This window comes from Microbacterium sp. (assembly GCF_049650565.1).
Lineage (GTDB): Bacteria > Actinomycetota > Actinomycetes > Actinomycetales > Microbacteriaceae > Microbacterium.
On the sequence record NZ_JBASAK010000039.1, the window covers coordinates 102,820 to 120,652 of the forward strand.

General features: G+C 67.5%; 19 protein-coding genes and 3 tRNA genes. 8 read left to right on the top strand and 14 right to left on the bottom strand.

The annotated features are described in order from the left end of the window. Positions 1 to 33: 33 nt before the first annotated feature. The 10 genes from WA967_RS06950 to hpt form a co-directional block, all read right to left on the bottom strand. A complete protein-coding gene (locus tag WA967_RS06950; RefSeq protein WP_424420446.1) occupies positions 34 to 735 on the bottom strand; it encodes a DUF2520 domain-containing protein in 702 nt (233 codons plus the stop codon). A 2-nt stretch (positions 736 to 737) separates the two neighbouring features. Next, the gene (locus WA967_RS06955; RefSeq protein ID WP_424420449.1) at positions 738 to 2,504 is read right to left on the bottom strand and encodes a PH domain-containing protein; all 1,767 of its coding nucleotides are present in this window, start codon (positions 2,502 to 2,504) and stop codon (positions 738 to 740) included. Continuing rightward, on the bottom strand, positions 2,501 to 2,998 hold the full coding sequence (locus tag WA967_RS06960; RefSeq protein ID WP_424420570.1) for a PH domain-containing protein: 498 nt from the start codon (positions 2,996 to 2,998) through the stop codon (positions 2,501 to 2,503). Before WA967_RS06960 ends, WA967_RS06955 begins: the two co-directional genes overlap by 4 nt. Before the next feature lie 163 nt (positions 2,999 to 3,161). Beyond that, positions 3,162 to 3,626, bottom strand: coding sequence for a DUF3180 domain-containing protein (locus WA967_RS06965; RefSeq protein ID WP_424420451.1), 465 nt, complete (start codon positions 3,624 to 3,626; stop codon positions 3,162 to 3,164). Beyond that, a complete protein-coding gene (gene folK, locus WA967_RS06970; RefSeq protein WP_424420454.1) occupies positions 3,623 to 4,156 on the bottom strand; it encodes a 2-amino-4-hydroxy-6-hydroxymethyldihydropteridine diphosphokinase in 534 nt (177 codons plus the stop codon). Before folK ends, WA967_RS06965 begins: the two co-directional genes overlap by 4 nt. Further along, positions 4,156 to 4,524 carry a dihydroneopterin aldolase gene (gene folB / locus WA967_RS06975; RefSeq protein WP_424420457.1) on the bottom strand — a complete coding sequence of 123 codons (369 nt, stop codon included), beginning with the start codon at positions 4,522 to 4,524 and terminating at the stop codon, positions 4,156 to 4,158. The genes folK and folB overlap by 1 nt, the downstream gene beginning before the upstream one ends. Before the next feature lies 1 nt (position 4,525). Continuing rightward, complete coding sequence (gene folP / locus WA967_RS06980) at positions 4,526 to 5,335, bottom strand: dihydropteroate synthase (protein ID WP_424420460.1); 810 nt, start codon at positions 5,333 to 5,335, stop codon at positions 4,526 to 4,528. Beyond that, positions 5,332 to 5,919 carry a GTP cyclohydrolase I gene (folE, locus tag WA967_RS06985; protein WP_424420463.1) on the bottom strand — a complete coding sequence of 196 codons (588 nt, stop codon included), beginning with the start codon at positions 5,917 to 5,919 and terminating at the stop codon, positions 5,332 to 5,334. Before folE ends, folP begins: the two co-directional genes overlap by 4 nt. A 1-nt stretch (position 5,920) precedes the next feature. Continuing rightward, positions 5,921 to 7,927 (bottom strand): ATP-dependent zinc metalloprotease FtsH, encoded by a 2,007-nt coding sequence (gene ftsH / locus WA967_RS06990; RefSeq protein ID WP_424420465.1) that lies wholly within the window; start codon positions 7,925 to 7,927, stop codon positions 5,921 to 5,923. An 80-nt stretch (positions 7,928 to 8,007) separates the two neighbouring features. After that, positions 8,008 to 8,559: a hypoxanthine phosphoribosyltransferase gene (gene hpt / locus WA967_RS06995; protein ID WP_424420468.1), complete on the bottom strand. Its 552-nt coding sequence runs from the start codon at positions 8,557 to 8,559 to the stop codon at positions 8,008 to 8,010. A 74-nt stretch (positions 8,560 to 8,633) separates the two neighbouring features. Between hpt and WA967_RS07000 the strand changes: the two genes are divergently transcribed. Continuing rightward, a complete protein-coding gene (locus WA967_RS07000; protein WP_424420471.1) occupies positions 8,634 to 9,233 on the top strand; it encodes a DUF937 domain-containing protein in 600 nt (199 codons plus the stop codon). 73 nt (positions 9,234 to 9,306) lie between these two features. On the opposite strand, the gene tilS is transcribed toward WA967_RS07000, so the two are convergent. Further along, complete coding sequence (gene tilS, locus WA967_RS07005) at positions 9,307 to 10,302, bottom strand: tRNA lysidine(34) synthetase TilS (protein WP_424420473.1); 996 nt, start codon at positions 10,300 to 10,302, stop codon at positions 9,307 to 9,309. Positions 10,303 to 10,418: 116 nt separating this feature from the next. Here tilS and ppa point away from each other — a divergent pair, with 116 nt between their 5' ends. Beyond that, positions 10,419 to 10,910 (top strand): inorganic diphosphatase, encoded by a 492-nt coding sequence (gene ppa, locus WA967_RS07010; RefSeq protein WP_424420476.1) that lies wholly within the window; start codon positions 10,419 to 10,421, stop codon positions 10,908 to 10,910. Positions 10,911 to 11,014: 104 nt separating this feature from the next. Here ppa and WA967_RS07015 read toward each other — a convergent pair whose 3' ends face one another. Next, positions 11,015 to 12,397 carry a M23 family metallopeptidase gene (locus WA967_RS07015; RefSeq protein WP_424420478.1) on the bottom strand — a complete coding sequence of 461 codons (1,383 nt, stop codon included), beginning with the start codon at positions 12,395 to 12,397 and terminating at the stop codon, positions 11,015 to 11,017. A 208-nt stretch (positions 12,398 to 12,605) separates the two neighbouring features. Here WA967_RS07015 and WA967_RS07020 point away from each other — a divergent pair. The 3 genes from WA967_RS07020 (at position 12,606) to WA967_RS07030 (ending at position 12,920) form a co-directional block, all read left to right on the top strand. Beyond that, positions 12,606 to 12,678 (top strand) — tRNA-Glu (locus tag WA967_RS07020). Positions 12,679 to 12,704: 26 nt separating this feature from the next. After that, a tRNA-Asp gene (locus WA967_RS07025) sits at positions 12,705 to 12,778 on the top strand. Between the two features lie 69 nt (positions 12,779 to 12,847). Beyond that, positions 12,848 to 12,920, top strand: a tRNA-Phe gene (locus WA967_RS07030). A 95-nt stretch (positions 12,921 to 13,015) separates the two neighbouring features. On the opposite strand, the gene WA967_RS07035 is transcribed toward WA967_RS07030, so the two are convergent. Both WA967_RS07035 and WA967_RS07040 read right to left on the bottom strand, forming a co-directional pair. After that, positions 13,016 to 13,384, bottom strand: a complete 369-nt coding sequence (locus WA967_RS07035; protein ID WP_424420480.1) for a hypothetical protein — start codon at positions 13,382 to 13,384, stop codon at positions 13,016 to 13,018. 404 nt (positions 13,385 to 13,788) lie between these two features. After that, a complete protein-coding gene (locus WA967_RS07040) occupies positions 13,789 to 14,514 on the bottom strand; it encodes a hypothetical protein (protein ID WP_424420483.1) in 726 nt (241 codons plus the stop codon). Positions 14,515 to 14,669: 155 nt separating this feature from the next. On the opposite strand from WA967_RS07040, the gene WA967_RS07045 reads away from it, so the two are divergent. The 3 genes from WA967_RS07045 (at position 14,670) to WA967_RS07055 (ending at position 17,708) form a co-directional block, all read left to right on the top strand. Then, positions 14,670 to 15,647: an IS481 family transposase gene (locus WA967_RS07045; RefSeq protein WP_424420486.1), complete on the top strand. Its 978-nt coding sequence runs from the start codon at positions 14,670 to 14,672 to the stop codon at positions 15,645 to 15,647. A 109-nt stretch (positions 15,648 to 15,756) separates the two neighbouring features. After that, a complete protein-coding gene (locus WA967_RS07050) occupies positions 15,757 to 16,773 on the top strand; it encodes a DUF262 domain-containing protein (RefSeq protein WP_424420489.1) in 1,017 nt (338 codons plus the stop codon). Beyond that, positions 16,770 to 17,708 carry a hypothetical protein gene (locus tag WA967_RS07055; protein ID WP_424420492.1) on the top strand — a complete coding sequence of 313 codons (939 nt, stop codon included), beginning with the start codon at positions 16,770 to 16,772 and terminating at the stop codon, positions 17,706 to 17,708. The genes WA967_RS07050 and WA967_RS07055 overlap by 4 nt, the downstream gene beginning before the upstream one ends. Positions 17,709 to 17,833 lie beyond the last annotated feature (125 nt).

Genomic DNA, 17,833 nt, shown 5'->3' on the forward strand with positions numbered 1-17,833 from the left:
GAGCGCCCGGGGGTGCCCGAGCACGCCACGGGCTCAGAGCCCGAAGGGGATGTCCCCCGGGCCTGCCGCCTCGCGCAGCGCCTGCTCCACGGTGGATGAGACCAACGCGGAGAGGTAGCCGCCGGGGTTCTCGACGCCCACGCTGCGCAGCAGCGAGGTCGCCTGCTCGACGATGGCTCGGGAGAACTCGGATGCCGTGGCGATGGCCTCGCCGTAGGCGGCCCGATCCTGCTCGGCGATGACGACGGGCTCGCAGCCCAGTTCCACCGCGAGCGCCTGCGCGATGGGCAGCACCGCAGCGGGGGCCGTGACGGCGGCGAACGACGCGTTCAACTGTCGCAGGTCCATGGTGGTGCCGGTGAACGCGATCGCGGGGTGCACCGCCAACGGAATCGCGCCGCGCTCGGCGGCCGGACGCAGCACCTCGATGCCATGCAGCGGATCGGTGTGCAGCACCAGCTGGCCCAGCTGCCATCCGCCGACCTCGGCGATCCCCGCGACGAGGCCGGGCAGTTCGTCGTGCGGGACGGCGAGCACGACGAGCTCGCTGCGGCGCACGACCTCCAGGGCCTCCAGCACCGGCACACCCGGCAGCACGGCGGCCGCTCTGTCGTCATCCGATCCGGCGGTGATTCCGACGATCGCGTGTCCGGCCCCGGCGAGCGCGGCGCCGATGACCGGGCCCACTCGACCTGCGCCGATGATTCCGACGCCCAGACGGCCGTCCCTGTTCATGCTCACTCCTCGGGGGCCCTGGGTGGCAGCACGGGTGCAGGCGGTGCCGACGACACGGGCGATGCGGGCGGCTCCGACGGCAGGATCTCCGCCTGCCACTCGCCCCATCGGTGCGTGTGGTCCCGTGTGGCGGCGAGCGCCGCGGCTCGGCTCACGCGGTCGAGCAGCGCGATCGCGTCATCCCGCTCGAGACCCGACAGGGTGCCCGAGATGGGCCCGGTGACGGAGTGCACTTGTCCGCCGGACACGTTCTGCAGCCGGTCCAGCGGCCCCTGAGCGATGGACACCCCCTGCAGTCGCGCAAGCGGGAAGACGGCGAGCTTGCGCCACAGCATCCCGCGGCGAAGCAGCACGCCGAACTCGGTGATCGCGTACCCGTGACGCTTCCACGACAGCGGGCGATGCCACCAGGCGCGCTTCGGGATGGTCTTGTAGGGGTCGCCGACGGTTGGCCCGAGGATGCCGTGCTCCCACACCAGGGGCAGGTCCTGGGCGGGCGCGCCCGGAAGGATCAGCGACAGCACGCGCTCGACGTCGGCGCGCTTGCCGACCGGCAGCACGATGTTGAACTGCTGCGCGTTGCCGGACTGCTGCTGCGCTGCGCTCTTGCCGCTCATCCGGTTGATCTTGACCGTCCACCAGCCGAACGGCCGCCACAGCAGCGACTGCGTCACCTCGACCGCGAAGATGCGGCCAGGCGGGAGCGTCTCGGTGACGGTCGTCAGCAGGCCGTAGGTGATGCGCACGCCATCCGGCGTGGGGGCGATCGAGTAGCGCAGCGACTTGGAGATCTGCGCCCACGTGATGCCGACCACGGCGATCACGAGGGGCACGCCCATCCCGAGCGCGATGCCCACCATCGAGACGATGATCTCGCCGCTGCTGTCGCCGTCCGCGGTCATCCCGAAGAAGGAGGCCGTGAGCGCGACGACGAAGATCGCACCGAAGAACAGCACCCACAGCACCGCTGAGATCAGCTGCGAGGCGACCAGACGGCCGGTGGGGATCTTGACGACGCTCTCGGGTGCCACGTCAGCCAGGTCCACCCCCGCGATCAGGTCGCTGACACCGACGTTCATCGAGTCGACGAGCTGCGAGGTCATACTCGCATGAGCGGGCATGCCGGCGCCGCCGCTGCGCGCCTGTGCGCGCGCCGCCCTGGCACCGGATGCCAGCCGCAGGATGTCGGCGCGGATGGACTCCGCCTTCGGCGTGGACAGGTACTCCAGCTCCACGTTGGCGTCGTTGCCGGCACCCACGACCTCGAGCTTGGCGAGGCCGATGATGCGGGCGGGAAACGGACGGGTGAGGTTCACGCCCTGCACCCGGTCCAACGGCGCACGACGGTGCGAGCGGAACACGATGCCCTTGCGCACCTCGACGTGGTCGCCGGTGATGCGGAACCGGTGGAACCGCCAGAACATCCAGAACACGACGACCAGCAGGATCGCCAGCGCCAGCACGCCCAGCAGCACCAGCAGCACCAGGTTGTTCGCCAGCACCCAGTCGACGGGGTCGCCGCCGTAGTCGAGGTACTTGGACTCGCCCGGGGCGAAGATGCTCACCGTCCAGGCGATCACGCGGTCGCGCAGGTTCGAGATCACGATGCCCGCGACGATGATCAGCACCAGGCCGCCCTTGAACAGCGGCGTCAGCGGATGCATCCGATGCCACTCGCCGTCAGCCTGAGACGACGACCCGCCCTGCGGCAGCACCGCAGGGGCCGGATCCCCGTCGGGCTGCGACGCCCACCCGGCCGAGTCGGTCACAGTCCCGTCCTGCGGGTCTCGGCCACCTCGATGAGCGTGTCGCGCAGCACCTCGGCGGCCTCCTGCGTGAGGCCGGGGATCTGCACGCCGGTGGTCGCGGCGGCGGTGACCATCTTCAGCTGCGAGATGCCGAACGCGCGGTCGAGCGGCCCCTGCGTGATGTCGACGAGCTGCATGCGCCCGTAGGGCACGGCGACCATGCGCTGCCACAGGATGCCCCGGCGGAACACCACGTCGTCGGCACGCAGCATGTAGCCGAGCGCCCTGGCCTGCCGGGGCAGGATGATCAGCGTGAACACGTCGACGAGCACGATCGCACCCGCCGGGATCCACACCCAGGTCTGAGCGAGGACGAGTGCCAGCACGAGCGCCGCGATGACAGTCACGGCGATGAAGATCGCGTTCTGCACGTACTGCGAGACCACGTACCGCGGGGAGATCTGGTGCCAGACGCCGTCGAGCGCGAGCGCCCGGCCGCTGCGCGGCGTGCGCAGGGACTCATAGGTGCCGACATCCAGCACGGGCGGGAAGAGAGGAGCGGATGCCGGATGCTCGGGCTCGGCCGGACCGACCGATCCTGCAGGCGGTTGCGCCACGACAGGCGGCGCCGGCTCGACGGGAGACGCCGGCACGGCGGGCTGAGCGGGCTCGTTCGGGTCAGCGGGCGGTGTCGTCGGGCTCTCGGTCATCAGGATCCTTCGGCAGAGTGCAGAACTGTTCGGCGACCAGTGCCGCCCCGATCAGCACGAGTGCTCCCACGATCAGGGCGACCATCGCCACCGTCGACCCTACCGGCGTCGGCACGGGACGGGTGGAGAGGTAGCCGAGCAGGCCGATGGCGAATCCCGTCATGATCGCGCCCAGCAGGCTGGACGCCTGCGCCAGCGTCGACGCGCGGGCCGCGCGGAACGGGTCGATCCGCACGCCGCCGCGCACGCTGCGACGGACCGGCCAGGCCACGCCCAGGCAGGCGACCGCCAGCAGCACCAGGAGCACCGGCAGGAACAGCGAGGGGGTGAACGTCGCGCGTCCGGTCACCGTGAGCAGGTGATCGAAGCCGTAGCCGGCCCCCGCCGCCAGCAGTGCCAGCACGGCGAGTGCGCCCGGCGAGGTGCGCTTCACTGCTGCGCCTTCAGGCGGCGCACCAGCTCGTCCACCCGCCCGGCGCCGGGCAGCACGGCATCCGGGTCGAGGCTGAGCCACGGCTCCAGCACGAAGAGCCGCTCCGCAGCGCGTGGATGCGGCACCATCAGGTGCTCCTCATCGCTGCGGAAATCTCCGTAGGCGATGAGGTCCAGGTCGAGCGTTCGGTCGCCCCAGCGCTCCAGGCGCACCCGGCCCTGCTCCTCCTCCACGGCGTGCAGCATGCCCAGCAGCACCTGCGGCGCAAGCCGCGTGGTCACCAGCGCCACCGCGTTCAGGTAGCGGGGAGCATCCGGGTCCGGTCCGTCCGGCTTGACGGCGATGGATTCGATGGGCTCGGACATCACCACGTCGGCGACCAGCGGCAGGCGGCGCAGCCGCTCGGCAGCAGCATGCAGCATCTCACCGCGGTCGCCCTCGTTCGAGCCCATCGCGACGACGGCGACCTGCGGATCGCGGCCGGGCCGCGGGTCCGGCGGCTCAGGCAGATGCGTGAGGCGCACGTCCATCAGCCACGTCTCCGGTGCACGACCACAGCCACGTCGGCGAAGGTCTGCTGGATGGGCGCATGCGGCTTGTGCACGGTGACGGTGACCAGCTGCACGCGCTCATCCTCGAGCACGGCATCCGCGATGCGCTCCGCGAGCTTCTCGATGAGGTTCACCGGCTCACCGGCCACGATCGCCGCGACCTTGTCGGCCAGCTCGCCGTAGTGCACGGTGTCGAGCACGTCGTCGGATGCCGCCGGCCTGCTCAGCGGCAGCATCAGCCGCAGGTCGATGGTGAACTCCTGACCGTCACGGCGCTCGAAGTCGAACACTCCGTGGTGGCCGAACACCGTCAGCCCGGTCAGCACGATCTCGTCGAGAACATCCATGTCAGACTCCGTCCCATGCGCCGACCACGGCCAGCGCGTCTCGTGTGGCCGCCACATCGTGCACGCGCACGGCCCAGATCCCCGCCCGCGCGGCCAGGGCGCTGGTCACGGCCGTCGCCAGGTCGCGGCGCCGCTCGCTGAGCGGGTCGGGTCCGGATGCCCTGTGCAGCGCGTCGGCCAGCAGGCGCTTGCGCGACGTGCCGACCAGCACACGGTGGCCGAGAGCGGAGATCTCGTCGAGTCCACGCAGCACCTCCCAGTTCTGCTCGGCGGTCTTGGCGAATCCGATGCCGGGGTCGACGATGATCCGGGCGGGGGCGATGCCGGCCGCCTTCGCGGCCACCACCCGCTCGCGCAGCTCGCCGGCGACCTCGCGGGCCACGCGCGTGTACTGCGCGTGCGCGTACATGTCCTGGCTCGGCCCGCGCCAGTGGCCGATCGCGATGTCGGCGCCCAGCTCGGCGACGGCCGACAGCATCCGCTCGTCGGCGAGGCCTCCGGACACGTCGTTGACGATCCGCGAGCCCGCCCGCACGGCGGCGACAGCGGTGTCGGCATTGAGTGTGTCGATGGAGGTGGGAATGCCGGCATCCGTCAGCGCCTCGATGACCGGCAGCACGCGGGAGCGCTCGATCCCGGGATCCACGCGCAGCGCGCCCGGTCGGGTGGACTCGCCGCCCACGTCGATGATCACGGCGCCCTGGGAGTGCATGAGGCGGGCGCGCTGGATGGCGGCCTCGGGGTCGATGTACCGGCCGCCGTCGCTGAACGAGTCGGGCGTCGTGTTGAGCACGCCCCAGATGCCGGTCACGCGGCGGCCCCGATCAGGGCGATGATCTCCGCGCGGGCAGCGGGTTCGGCCAGTTCCCCGCGGGCGGCGACGGTGACGGTGGACGCATCGGGCTGGCGCCCGCCGCGCAGCGTGACGCAGCCGTGCACGGCGTCCATCACGACCAGCACGCCCCGGGCATCGAGGTTCGCGGTGACGGCATCCGCGATCTGCTCGCCCAGCCGCTCCTGCACCTGCGGGCGGGCGGCGAGGGTCTCCACGACCTTCACCAGCGACCCGAGGCCGACGACCTGCTCGCCCGGCAGGTACGCCAGGTGCGCGACCCCGGCGAAGGGCAGCAGGTGGTGCTCGCAGACCGAGCGGAAGCGGATGCCGCGCATGACCACCGCGCCCGACGGCAGCGTGTCGGGCGCGGGGCCGCCGGCGACGCTGATGGTGCGGGAGAGGTGCACCGCAGGGTCCTCGCCCACGCCGGCGAACAGCTCCGCGTACAGCTCGGCGACCCGGCTCGGCGTCTGGGTCAGTCCAGGACGATCCGGGTCCTCTCCGATGGCTTCGAGCAGTTCTCGGGTGAGGTGCTCGAGACGCTCCTTGTCAACCGCCACGTCAGGCCGTCGCCGGCCGCGCCTGCCCGCCGACGCTCTTCGGCCCTGCCGTGCGCGGAGTCTCGGTGCGCGCCTGCTCGTCGGCCGCGACGGGCTCGACGGCCCGCACGGGAACGGCGATCGGAGGCAGCGTCGATACCGGGCGGCGGTCGCTGGAGAGCCACTGCGGGCGTTCGGGCAGCTTGCGCACGTCGGTGAAGATCTCGGCGATGCGGTGGTGGTCGAGCGTCTCCTCCTCGAGCAGCGCCAGCGCGAGGCGGTCGAGCACATCGCGGTTCTCGCTGATCACCTGGTAGGCCTCGTCGTGCGCCTGCTCGATCAGCGCCCGCACCTGCTCGTCGACGGCCTCGGCGATCTTGTCGGAGTAGTCGTGGCCGCGGTTCATGTCGCGGGCCACGAACATCTCGCCGCCCTCGGAGCCGAGCTTGACCGGCCCCACCTGCGTGGTCATGCCGTACTCGGTGACCATCTTCCGGGCGATGCCGGTGGCCTTCTCGATGTCGTTGCTGGCACCGGTGGTGGGGTCGTGGAACACGATCTCCTCGGCCACTCGTCCGCCCATCGCGTAGGTCAGCTGATCCTGCAGCTCGTTGCGGGTGACGGAGTACTTGTCATCCAGCGGCAGCACCATCGTGTAGCCGAGGGCCTTGCCGCGCGGCAGGATGGTGATCTTCGTGACCGGGTCGGTGTGGTTCATGGCTGCCGCAGCCAGGGCGTGGCCTCCCTCGTGGTACGCCGTGATGAGCCTCTCGCGATCCTTCATCACCCGGGTGCGGCGCTGCGGGCCGGCGATCACGCGATCGATGGCCTCATCCAGAGCGCGGTTGTCGATCAGCTGCGCATTGGAGCGGGCGGTCAGCAGAGCGGCCTCGTTGAGCACGTTGGCCAGGTCGGCGCCGGTGAAGCCGGGCGTCTTGCGGGCTACCACCTCGAGCTCGACGTTCTTGGAGAGCGGCTTGCCCTTGGCATGCACCTCGAGGATCTTCTGCCGGCCCTTCAGATCGGGCGCGTCCACGCCGATCTGACGGTCGAAGCGGCCCGGACGCAGAAGTGCGGGGTCCAGGATGTCGGGACGGTTGGTGGCCGCGATGACGATGACGTTGGCGTTCGGGTCGAAGCCATCCATCTCGACGAGCATCTGGTTCAGCGTCTGCTCACGCTCGTCGTTGCCACCGCCGAGGCCCGCGCCGCGGTGCCGGCCGACGGCGTCGATCTCGTCGATGAAGATGATGGCCGGAGCGTTCTCCTTGGCCTGGTTGAACAGGTCGCGCACGCGGGAGGCGCCGACGCCGACGAACATCTCCACGAAGTCCGAGCCGGAGATGGAGTAGAACGGGGCGCCGGCCTCGCCGGCCACGGCACGGGCCAGCAGCGTCTTCCCGGTTCCGGGAGGGCCGTACAGCAGCACGCCCTTCGGGATGCGGGCGCCGATGGCCTGGAACCTGCCCGGATCCTGCAGGAACTCCTTGATCTCGTGGAGCTCCTCGATGGCCTCATCAGCGCCGGCCACGTCGGCGAAGGTGACGGTCGGGGTCTCCTTGTTGACGAGTTTGGCCTTGGATTTGCCGAACTGCATGACCTTGCTGCCGCCGCCCTGCATGGAGGAGAGCAGCCACCAGAACAGCAGTCCCAGCAGCACGAGGGGAAGAAGAAGGGAGATGAACCCGTCCAGCCACGTCGAGCGCGGCACGACGTCACGAGAGTCGGCGGGCTTGATGCCGGCATCGTCGATGGCCTCGAGCACCTGCGGGGCGCGCGCTTCGACGTAGTAGAACTGCACGTTCGTGGCGCCCTTGAACGGCTTCGACAGGGTCAGGTCGACGCGCTGATCGCCGTCGGTGTTGACCGCCTTGGTGACCGTCTTGCCCTGCAGCAGCTCGATGCCCTGCGGTGCGGTGATGAGCGTGGGCGCCGACAGGTTCGAGATCAGCAGGAACCCGCCGAAGAGCAGCGCGCCGATCAGCACGATGTAGATCAGCGGGTTGCGGGAGATCTTCTTGACATCCATGGTCCGTTCAGCGTACCGCCCGGGCACTGGCCCCCTGCTGTGCGTTCACCATCGGCGAACCGGGAGGATCCGATGCGTTCTCAGGAATACACGTGCGGCGCCAGCACTGCGACGTCACGCAGGTTGCGGTAGCGCTCGGCGTAGTCCAGCCCGTAGCCGACCACGAACTCGGTGGGGATGTCGAAGCCGACGTACTTGCAGTCGATCTCGACCTTCGCCGCCTCGGGCTTGCGCAGCAGCGCCAGCACCTCGATGGACTCCGCACCGCGGGACTCGAAGTTCTCCAGCAGCCAGCTCAGGGTCAGGCCCGAGTCGATGATGTCCTCGACGATCAGCACATGCTTTCCGTGCAGATCGGTGTCGAGGTCCTTGCGGATCTGCACCACGCCGCTGGACTTGGTGCCGGCGCCGTAGCTGGAGACCGCCATCCAGTCCATCGGCACGTGGAAGGGCAGCGCGCGGATGAAGTCGGCCATCACCATCACCGCGCCCTTGAGCACGCCGATGAGGATGAGATCCTTGCCCTCGTAGTCGACGGTCACCCGCGCGGCGAGCTCCGCGAGCTTGGCGTGGATCTCCTCCTCGGTGACGAGGATCTGGGTGAGGTCTTCAGGAATGTCCGCGGCGCGCATGGGATCGAGTTTAGATCGGCATGCGCACTACTGTGAGCGGTGGAGCGGGCAGGCGCCCGCGGGGAAGGAAGACCATGGACCTCGACGAGATCCTCAAGCAGGTGCCGATCGACGACATCGCCGCCAAGTTCGGCGTCAGCACGGATGTCGCCCGACAGGCCGTCACCGAGGGCAGTGCCGCCCTCGTTCACGGACTCGCCAGCAACGCGAAGACGACGGAGGGCTCCTCCGCCATCGAGAACGCCCTGAACCGCCACGGCGGCTTCTCCGGCGCGTCGAAGGTGGACGACGTGGACCAGGCCGACGGCGGCAAGATCCTCGGCCACGTGTTCGGAGACAAGCAGCAGCAGGTGACCGACAGCCTGACCAAGTCGGACAAGACCGCCGGCGGCATCGACTTCGGCAAGCTCCTGCCGATCCTCGCACCGATCATCATGGGCGTGCTGGCCAACGCCAAGGGCGGCTCGGGCGACTCGGGCGACAACGGAGGCGGCCTCGGGAACATCCTCGGCGGTCTGCTCGGCGGCAGCCAGCAGAACTCGACCAGTGGCGGCGGGCTCGACGACATCCTCGGCGGCCTCGGCGGGCTGTTCGGCGGCTCGACCGGCGGCGGCTCGCAGGGCGGCGGCAACGTGATCGGCGACATCCTGGGCGGTCTGTTCGGCAAGAAGTAGGCGACGCTTCGACAGGCTCAGCGGCCCATCTGGCTGGGTCCCTGAGCTCGTCGAAGGGTCGAAGGGTCGTTCCTCAGCGCGCCGCGAACACGATGCGTCCGCCCTCGCGGCGTGCCGTGCATCCCGGCAGATCGATGGGCCCCTGGCCCGACCAGTCGGTCGCAAGACGGGCGACCTCCAGGGTCTGCACGCGCGTCAGGCCGACACCGAACTCGCTGTCGACCACCAGCCGGATGATCCGGTTCCGGAGAGCTGCGGGGTTGGCGGCGAGGGCTGCGACGCTGACGGAGATGCCGGCCTCGGCATGCTCGACGATGTCCTCGATGGTCTCGTCGATCATCTCGTCGAACGCCTCGGCGTCCTCCCGCAGCTGCTCGGCGGTGCGGGCGAGGGCCGCAGCGATACCCGGCCCGAGCTCGGCCTCGAGCACCGGCAGCACCGTCTCGCGCACGCGCACGCGAGCGAAGCGAGTCTCGGCGTTCTGCGGGTCGTCCCAGACCTGAAGAGCGGATGCTGCACAGCAGGCTCGCGTGGTGGCGCGGCGCACACCCAGCAGCGGGCGCAGCCACAGCATCCCGTCCACGTCCTGTCGCACCGGCGGCATGCCCTGCAGGCTGGCGGCGCCCGAGCCGCGGGCGAGGCCCAGCAGCACGGTCTCGGCCTGGTCGTCGAGTGTGTGGCCCAGCAGCACGGCATCCGCTCCGACCCCGCGCGCGCACTGCCGAAGGGCGGCGTAGCGGGCGTCGCGCGCCGCGGCCTCGGGGCCGTCTGGATGCTGCGGATCCACGTGCACGGTCAGCACCCGGGCATCCACTCCCCGCTCCCGCTCCCGCGCCTGCGCCGCCGCGCGCTGCGCGACGGCATCCGATCCCACTTGCAATCCGTGGTCGACGACCGCAGCCGTGACCGCGATGCCGAGCTTTCCCGCTTCGAAGATCGTCGCCGCGGTCAGCGCGAGCGAGTCGGCACCGCCGGAGAGGGCGACGACCACGGCGCGGCCTGCGTGCGGCGCGAGGGATGCGCGTACGGCACGGCGGACTTCGGCGATGGCGGGATCGAGCGACGGCATCCTTCCACCGTAGAGGGCGCCGGAGCGCACGACCAGGCACGAGTATCCTGGTTCGGGATGCCCAGCGGCATCCTCATGATCTTCCGAATCCGGCATCCGACTCAAGGAGAATGCACATGGGCGCATACGACGCCACCATCGAGATCCCGCGCGGCAGCCGCGTGAAGTACGAGGTCGACCACGAGACCGGTCGCGTGCACCTCGACCGCGTGCTGTACACGACTTTCGGCTACCCGGCCGACTACGGCTTCTTCGACAACACGCTCGGCGAGGACGGCGACCCGCTGGACGTGCTGGTGCTGCTGGATCACGCCATCTACCCGGGCGTCGTCGTCAACGTGCGTCCCGTCGCGGTGCTGAAGATGAGCGACGAGGCCGGTGGCGACGACAAGCTCGTCGCCGTGCTGAGCAAGGACCCGCGCTGGGCGCACATCCAGGACGTCGACGACCTGCGCGAGTACACCAAGAAGGAGATCGCGCACTTCTTCGAGCACTACAAGGACCTGGAGCCCGGCAAGTGGGTCAAGGTCGACGAGTGGGGCGACGCGGCCGAGGCGCAGCGCATCCTCGACGAGGCCTTCGCACGCCGCGAGGCCGAGGGTCACTGACCTCGATCCGACGGGTCACTGAGCCCCCGACGGGTCGCTGAGCCTGTCGAAGCGAAGCCCCCGGTTCGCACCGGGGGCTTCTCCGTATGCTCTTCGCGGGCGGATCAGACGCTGACGCCGCGTGCGCGCAGGAATGGCGCGGGGTTGATCGTTCCAGCGCTGGTGTACACCTCGAAGTGCAGGTGGCATCCCAGCGACTGGCCGGTGTTGCCGGAGTAGCCGATCACCTGACCGGCGCTGACGTGCTGGCCGACGCTCACGATCTGGCGGGACTGGTGCGCATAGCCGGTGGAGACGCCACCGCCGTGGCTGATCTTCGTGTAGTTGCCGTACCCATGGCTGGAGAAGCGCGCGGTCACGGTGCCGGATGCCGCCGCATAGATGGGCGCGCCGCAGCCGTTGGCGAAGTCGAGTCCGCGGTGAAAGCTCGAGCTGCACTTGCCGTTCTGGCAGACGCTGCCGCGCGAGCCGTAGCCGGATGAGATGAAGCCGCCGTGCGGGCGGACCCAGCCGCTGCCGCTTCCGGAGCCTCCTCCTCCGCCGCCACTGCCGCCGCCGTTGTTCTTGGCGGCTTCCTCGGCGGCCTTGCGGGCAGCCTCCTCGCGGGCCTTGCGCTCGGCTTCTTCGCGGGCCTTGCGGACCTGCTCGCCCTGCTGGTAGCCGGCGACCGTCGCGGCGGTCGTGTCCTTGAGGGCGGCGAGCTGCGCCTGCAGGGTCTCGAGGTTGGCTTCTTTCTCGGTGACGGCGGCCTGCGCGGCATCCGCCGCTGCCTGGGCCTGCTTCATCTTCTCTTCGGCGATCTTCTGCAGTCGATCGCGCTCATCACGAGCTGTCTTGGCCTGGTCCGTCAGCGACTGCGCGGAATCGCGGGCCGCGGCGGCGCGATCGGCGATGGTGCGGTTGTACTCGAGCAGCTGGTCCATGCTGCCCAGACGCGAGAGCAACCCATCGGCGCCCTGGGAGGAGTCGGAGAGGAAGAGCTCGAGGGCCGCCTGGTCGCCGCCACTGCGATACAGCTGCGTCGCGACCTGGCCGGCCTTGCGGGAGCTGTCCGCTGCGATCTTCGCCTGCGCGTCGGCCTGCCCCTGCAGATCCTCCGCACGCTGGGCCTGCTCGAAGTAGGCCTCCTGAGCGGCGTAGAACTCGTCGCCGGCCTTCTGCGCTGCGGCCTCCGCATCGGCGGCCTGCTGCGTGAGCTGTTGGATGAGCTGCTGGATGCGGGTGATCTCGGCGCCCTTGGCGGCCTCGTTGCCCTTCGCGCGCTGCACGTCATCCCAGCTGGGATACCCGGGTTCGGCATGGGCGATCAGAGAGGAGCCGGAGAGCCCGAAGGCGGTCAGCGCGACAGCGCTCAGCGCTCCGACGGTGAGCGCACCGCGGCGGGTCAGCTTCGCGGAAGGCCACAATGCGCGCCGCTCGGCGGGCGTGGGTGCGCACCCGCACGTCTCGGACGCCGCGCGAGCGTCCGGCAGGAATTCCTCGTTCACGCGGCCCCTTCCGCCGGTTTCACAAGTGCCACACTAACAACATTCGTCACATCCGCAACAGGTCCTGCGGCGTTCGCGGCACAGAAGATCCTTCCATCGTCCACCCGAAACGCCCGGGAGTCACGCAGGCCCGCCCTCGATTTCGTTTTTCCTCGGGGTGTCCCTTATGCTTGAGCGTCGGCAAGGGAAACCCCCTGGGACTCTCTTCGGCCCCATCGTTTAGCGGCCTAGGACGCCGCCCTTTCACGGCGGTAGCACGGGTTCGAATCCCGTTGGGGTCACTGATCCGATACAATTGAAAAGTTATGGCCCTGTAGCGCAGTTGGTTAGCGTGCCGCCCTGTCACGGCGGAGGTCGCGGGTTCAAGTCCCGTCAGGGTCGCTCTGAGCGTCGAGCCTTCTTTCGAGGAGGCTCTTCGTCTAAGAAGCGGCAGATCATGGTGTGCCGCACGGCTCTGTAGCTCAGTTGGTAGAGCGCACGACTGAAAATCGTGAGGTCACGGGATCGACGCCCGTCGGAGCCACAAGGCTGATCGTTACAATCAGCCCAGAAACCCTCGCCTAGCTTCTACATGGCGGGGGTTTTGCCTTTGCCCTGGGTCCGCGCAGTGCCCTCTGTTCACTCGGCCCGAGCCATCTCGACCTGGGCGGTCTGCCCCTGGATGGTGACCTCATAGCGGATGACGCCGTTGTCGTATGAGAAGTTCTTGGTGGCGTCCTGCGATCCGAGAAGCGCGTTCTTCAACTTGGCCGTGTCAGCCTCAGAGGTCCACGTGAAGCTCGTCGAGCCGTCCTGCGGCACGACGACGGTGCCGACCCAATACAGCGCGGTCGTCTTGCCTCCGTCGATGATGAAGTCGATCGTGATCGTCTGACCGACGACCGTCGCCTCCATCGCGGACCCTTCGGCCTTCGAGTTGCTCTGCTTCCAAGTGCCTTCAAGGCTCACCGGGGTGGGCTTCGTTGCAGGCGTGGGTGTCTCGCTCACCGCTCGGCCACCGTCCGCTGAGCCGCTGGAAGCAGGAGCAGGACTACCTGCACAACCCGTCGTGAACAGGGCGAGAGCCAGAAGACTCGACGCGAGCGCAGTTCGAAAGTGTCGCTGTGACATGGTGATGGATCCTCGTTATCAGGGCCGGGTGATCTCCGGCGCATCAGAACAGCGGCTCGGATACGCCTCAAGAGCCGAGCTGAGTGCGCTGCGGAGACGGCGGCCACGAGTTCCTCGCATCGCGGCCGATCCGAGGCTAGCAGTCACGAATTCCACCGCGCGCACCCGCGGGATGATGGACGCATGCCCTTCTCCCGCGCCGAGCTGCTGTCGTTCACGGGCGGAACGCTCCCCGACCTGATCCCCGACCCCACCCGCCTGATGCCTGCGGGTTGTCTCAGCTAATTGCTGGGCACGTAGTTGAGCGGGAACCCCCAGGTGCGGCAACTCGCGTCGAATGTCCCCGATAGGTCGTACGATGCCTGACGCTGTAGCTTGTCGATGCTCGAAGAACTGATTGTGTCGCCATCGGTCATTCCGACTGTGAGTATCGATCTCACGGGGAAGCTCTTGATCTCGCCAGCTTGAACTGTAACGTCGTGCAGTTCCATGCTCGGGGCGAAGGTCACACGCGACGTGGCCACCTCGGTGCTCAGGGTCAGATAGTTGATCGTGAGCGGTGCATCGGACTGGTTCGACACGGATATCGTCGCCGAGACTCTGTACTCTGTCCCGATTCCGAGGTTCTTGTTCACGTTACCGGGAATCTCGGTGAGCGCCAGATCCCCCGCCGTCCAACCAGCAACGGCGAGTGGGCAGACGGGTGCGACGGGTGTTGGCTCCGGCCTGCTCGGCACAGGAGGAAGAGGTGCGGGCTGCTGATACCCGTCTCCCACGTCGGAGTTCTCTTCATCGGGCAGTGCGGTGCCTTCGCCAGGGAAACCGCTTGTGCTCTCGGAAGCAGTCGGTGCGTATTCGTCGGACGCCTGGCACATGGCAACGCAACCGCTGTCGGTCGCGATCGATGTAGGATCCGCGACTGGTTCTGCGGTACCGACGGAGCACGCTGTCAAGACGAACGCGGCGCTCAGCAGAGCTGCCGTCAGCGCTGTCTGTCGTGTGAGCATCCTCGGTTCCTTGAGTAAGGGGACGTATCGCTACTTCTCCTTCAATCTAGCTGTTCTTCCCACGGAGGTTGTGGGCAGCGTGGCTGATGGGATGAGGTGAGGACCTCCGGTATCGATATGGGTAACTACACCTGATCGAGTTCACGGAGGTCCTCGTGTCTTACGTTACCCACGCCAACGCGAAGCTGACCCCGGCGGGGCGGCTGGCGATGGTGAAAGCCGTCGTCAACGACGGGCTCGCGCAGGCGCGCGTCGCCGAACGGTTCCAGGTCGCCCGCGGCACGGTGTCGAAGTGGGTGTCCCGGTACCGTACCGGCGGCGAAGCCGCACTGCAGGACCAGTCGTCGCGTCCGCGTCGGTCGCTGACCCGGACGTCGCAGCGCACCGAGCGTCGAATCGTCGCGTTGCGGGTGACGCGCCGGTGGGGGCCGCGCCGGATCGCGTATCACCTGCACCTGCCGCAATCGACGGTCTCGAAGGTCCTCTCCCGATACCAGGTGCCGCTGTTGGGCCACATTGACGTGAACACCGGCGTCCGGATCCGCACACCCAAGCCCGTCCGTTACGAGCACGAGAACCCCGGCGATCTGGTCCACGTCGATGTGAAGAAGCTCGGCCGCATCCCCGACGGCGGTGGCTGGCGCACCCTCGGACGGTCCGCGGGCAACCGCAGCAGAACTGCCGGGGTGGGGTACTCGTTTCTGCATTCGGCGATCGATGATCATTCCCGGGTGGTGTACTCCGAGATCCTCGACGACGAACGCAAGGAGACCGCCGCAGGGTTCTGGGAACGCGCGACCGCGTACTTCGCCGGGCTGGGCATCACGGTGCGGCGTGTGCTCACCGACAACGGCTCCTGCTACCGGTCGAAGCTGTTCAACGAGGCGCTCGGCGACGCCGTGAAGCACAAGTACACCCGCCCATATCGGCCGCAGACGAACGGGAAGATCGGGCGGTTCCACTGCACCCTCGCATTCGAGTGGGCCTACGCCCGACACTACGGATCAGACGCCGCCAGAGCTGCCACCTACCAGGCATGGATCCACGACTACAATCATCACCGACCCCATACCGCAATCGGCGGCCTCTCACCCATCGAACGCGTCCACAACGTCAATGGGAAGAACAACTAGCGGCCGGCTGCGCCGCCTGCGGAAAGGCAACCGCCGGCGCGGAACCTGGTTCCTATCATCACGCCGGTATGTTTATCCTTAGCAGCCCATCATCATCGAAGAGCGAAACATGAGCACCAAGAGATTTGAACGCACACCCAGCCCTCAGACCGTGAGTTGGTTCCTCGACCTCGACGATGCAGGACGACTCAACTTGGACCCCCCTTACCAGCGGCGGAGCGTTTGGAGCCCGCAGTATCGTCGATTCTTTGTCGACTCGGTGGTCCGAAACTACCCGACACAGTCGATCTTCATCGACCGCGTTGTCGACCCCGACCGTCCAACTGAGTACCGCGTCCTGGACGGCAAGCAGCGCCTCACGACGCTCCTCAAGTTTGTACGGAACGAGTTTCCAGCGCCCGACTCCCTCGAGGATGCCGGCCTTGCAGGAAAGTACTACGAAGACTTCACCAAAGACGAGAAACTTCAGATTCTCGAATACTTGTTCACGGTCGAGATGGTTACGAACACATCGTCGGCGGAGCTGAACCAAGCCTTCGATCGCCTGAATCGAAACGTCGCCCGTTTGAACAAGCAGGAGCTGCGGCACGCGCAATTCGACGGCGCGTTCATACGCAAGGTCGAGGAGCTTGCCGAGAACCCGTTCTGGGAGGACATCGGGCTGGTCACTGATGCCCGGCGGCGCCGCATGCTTGACGTCGAGTACGTCTCTGAGTTCTTCGTCGTGGCGGCATCGGGCATCCAGGACGGGAAGGATTACCTAGATGACATCTACGCCAGCTGGGACGAGGAGATTCCGGGAGCGCGCCAAAAGAGCAAGCGCTTCTCTGCAACTGTGGACTACCTCACGGAGATCGATAAGAAGCTCCCCCTCGCCGGCACCCGGTATTCAAACGTGGCGGACTTTTACTCTCTGTGGGCTGCGGTAATCAGCCTCAGCGACCAAGACCTCCTGCCCGAGGCTGAAGTCGCGGCAGAACGGTTGACGGCCTTCGCTGCGGAACTCGACCTCGCAGAATCCGAACGCGCCGTCCAGTACGTACTGTCAGCGCGGCAAGGCTCGAACAAGGCGTCGAACCGCACGGCACGCGCGAAGACTCTGGCCAGCGTAATCAATCCTGCGTGATGATTCCGGCGAAGATCACGATCTGGCGCGCAAACCGCGAGCAGGATCTGGACAAGCTACGCGACGCTGTAGAGGCACGCCTGCGCTCAACGCTCAACGAACTTAACGTCAAGGCAGTCACCTTTCGAAAGAAGCAGGCGGCGAGCATCCACCAGAAGGTGCAGACGGGCAAAATTGCGAGCCCCAGCGACATACGTGACCTTCTCGGATTCACCGTTGTGCTGCTTTACCGTCACGAGATCCCTCTCGCAATCGAATTGCTGAAAAGCAGCGAGCTCCAGGTGGACGATCCCGGCCCCATCGAAGTGAGTCCGAGTGACTTCCGCTACCACGAACCCAAGGTTTTCGTGCGGCCTCCGGCGTCCTATCTTGAGCGGCACCCCCTCCTCGTGACGGAATGCGAAGTGCAGTTCACGACAGTGCTTCAACATGCACTAGATGCCGCAACGCACGACTTTGACTACAAGGGTCGCAACTACTCGTGGGGAAACTTCAGACTAGTTGCGCAGATGCGCGGCATCCTGGAGATGGTGGACCGCACGATCGACGATATCGACGCGGCGGACATGCCTGCCGATGCGACGGTAGCGACTCCGGCGCGCATGCTTGAAGCGACCGATATTCTGCTCGTGCTTCAGGAGCACTTCCCCGAGAAACTGCCAGACGATCGGCGACGCCTCACTGACACAGTCGCCGACTGGATGCGCGCGGCGAACATGGACTTGAGTGCGCTGAACACGGCGCTGACTAATCATGCAGATCTGGTGCGCGCCGCCTCGCTAGACGCAACGAGCGCTGTACTCGGCGCCGTACTCCGCGAAGCGCCATCATTAGCTGAAACCTACACAGGACTTCTGTTCGTGTCTGAGGAATTGCGCAGCCTGTGCGAGGAGGCCGAGAACCTTCCATCTGAGCGCCGCGTAGCCGAGTTCTGACAAGCAGTCCGTGCCGGTTCCGTACCGGGAGCTCCGCTGAAACCACCCATAACCAGCCGTCACCAACCATGACGACTTGGTCAAGTCCCCGGTAGTGGTGTAGCGCTCGGTCCTTCGATTTGAGG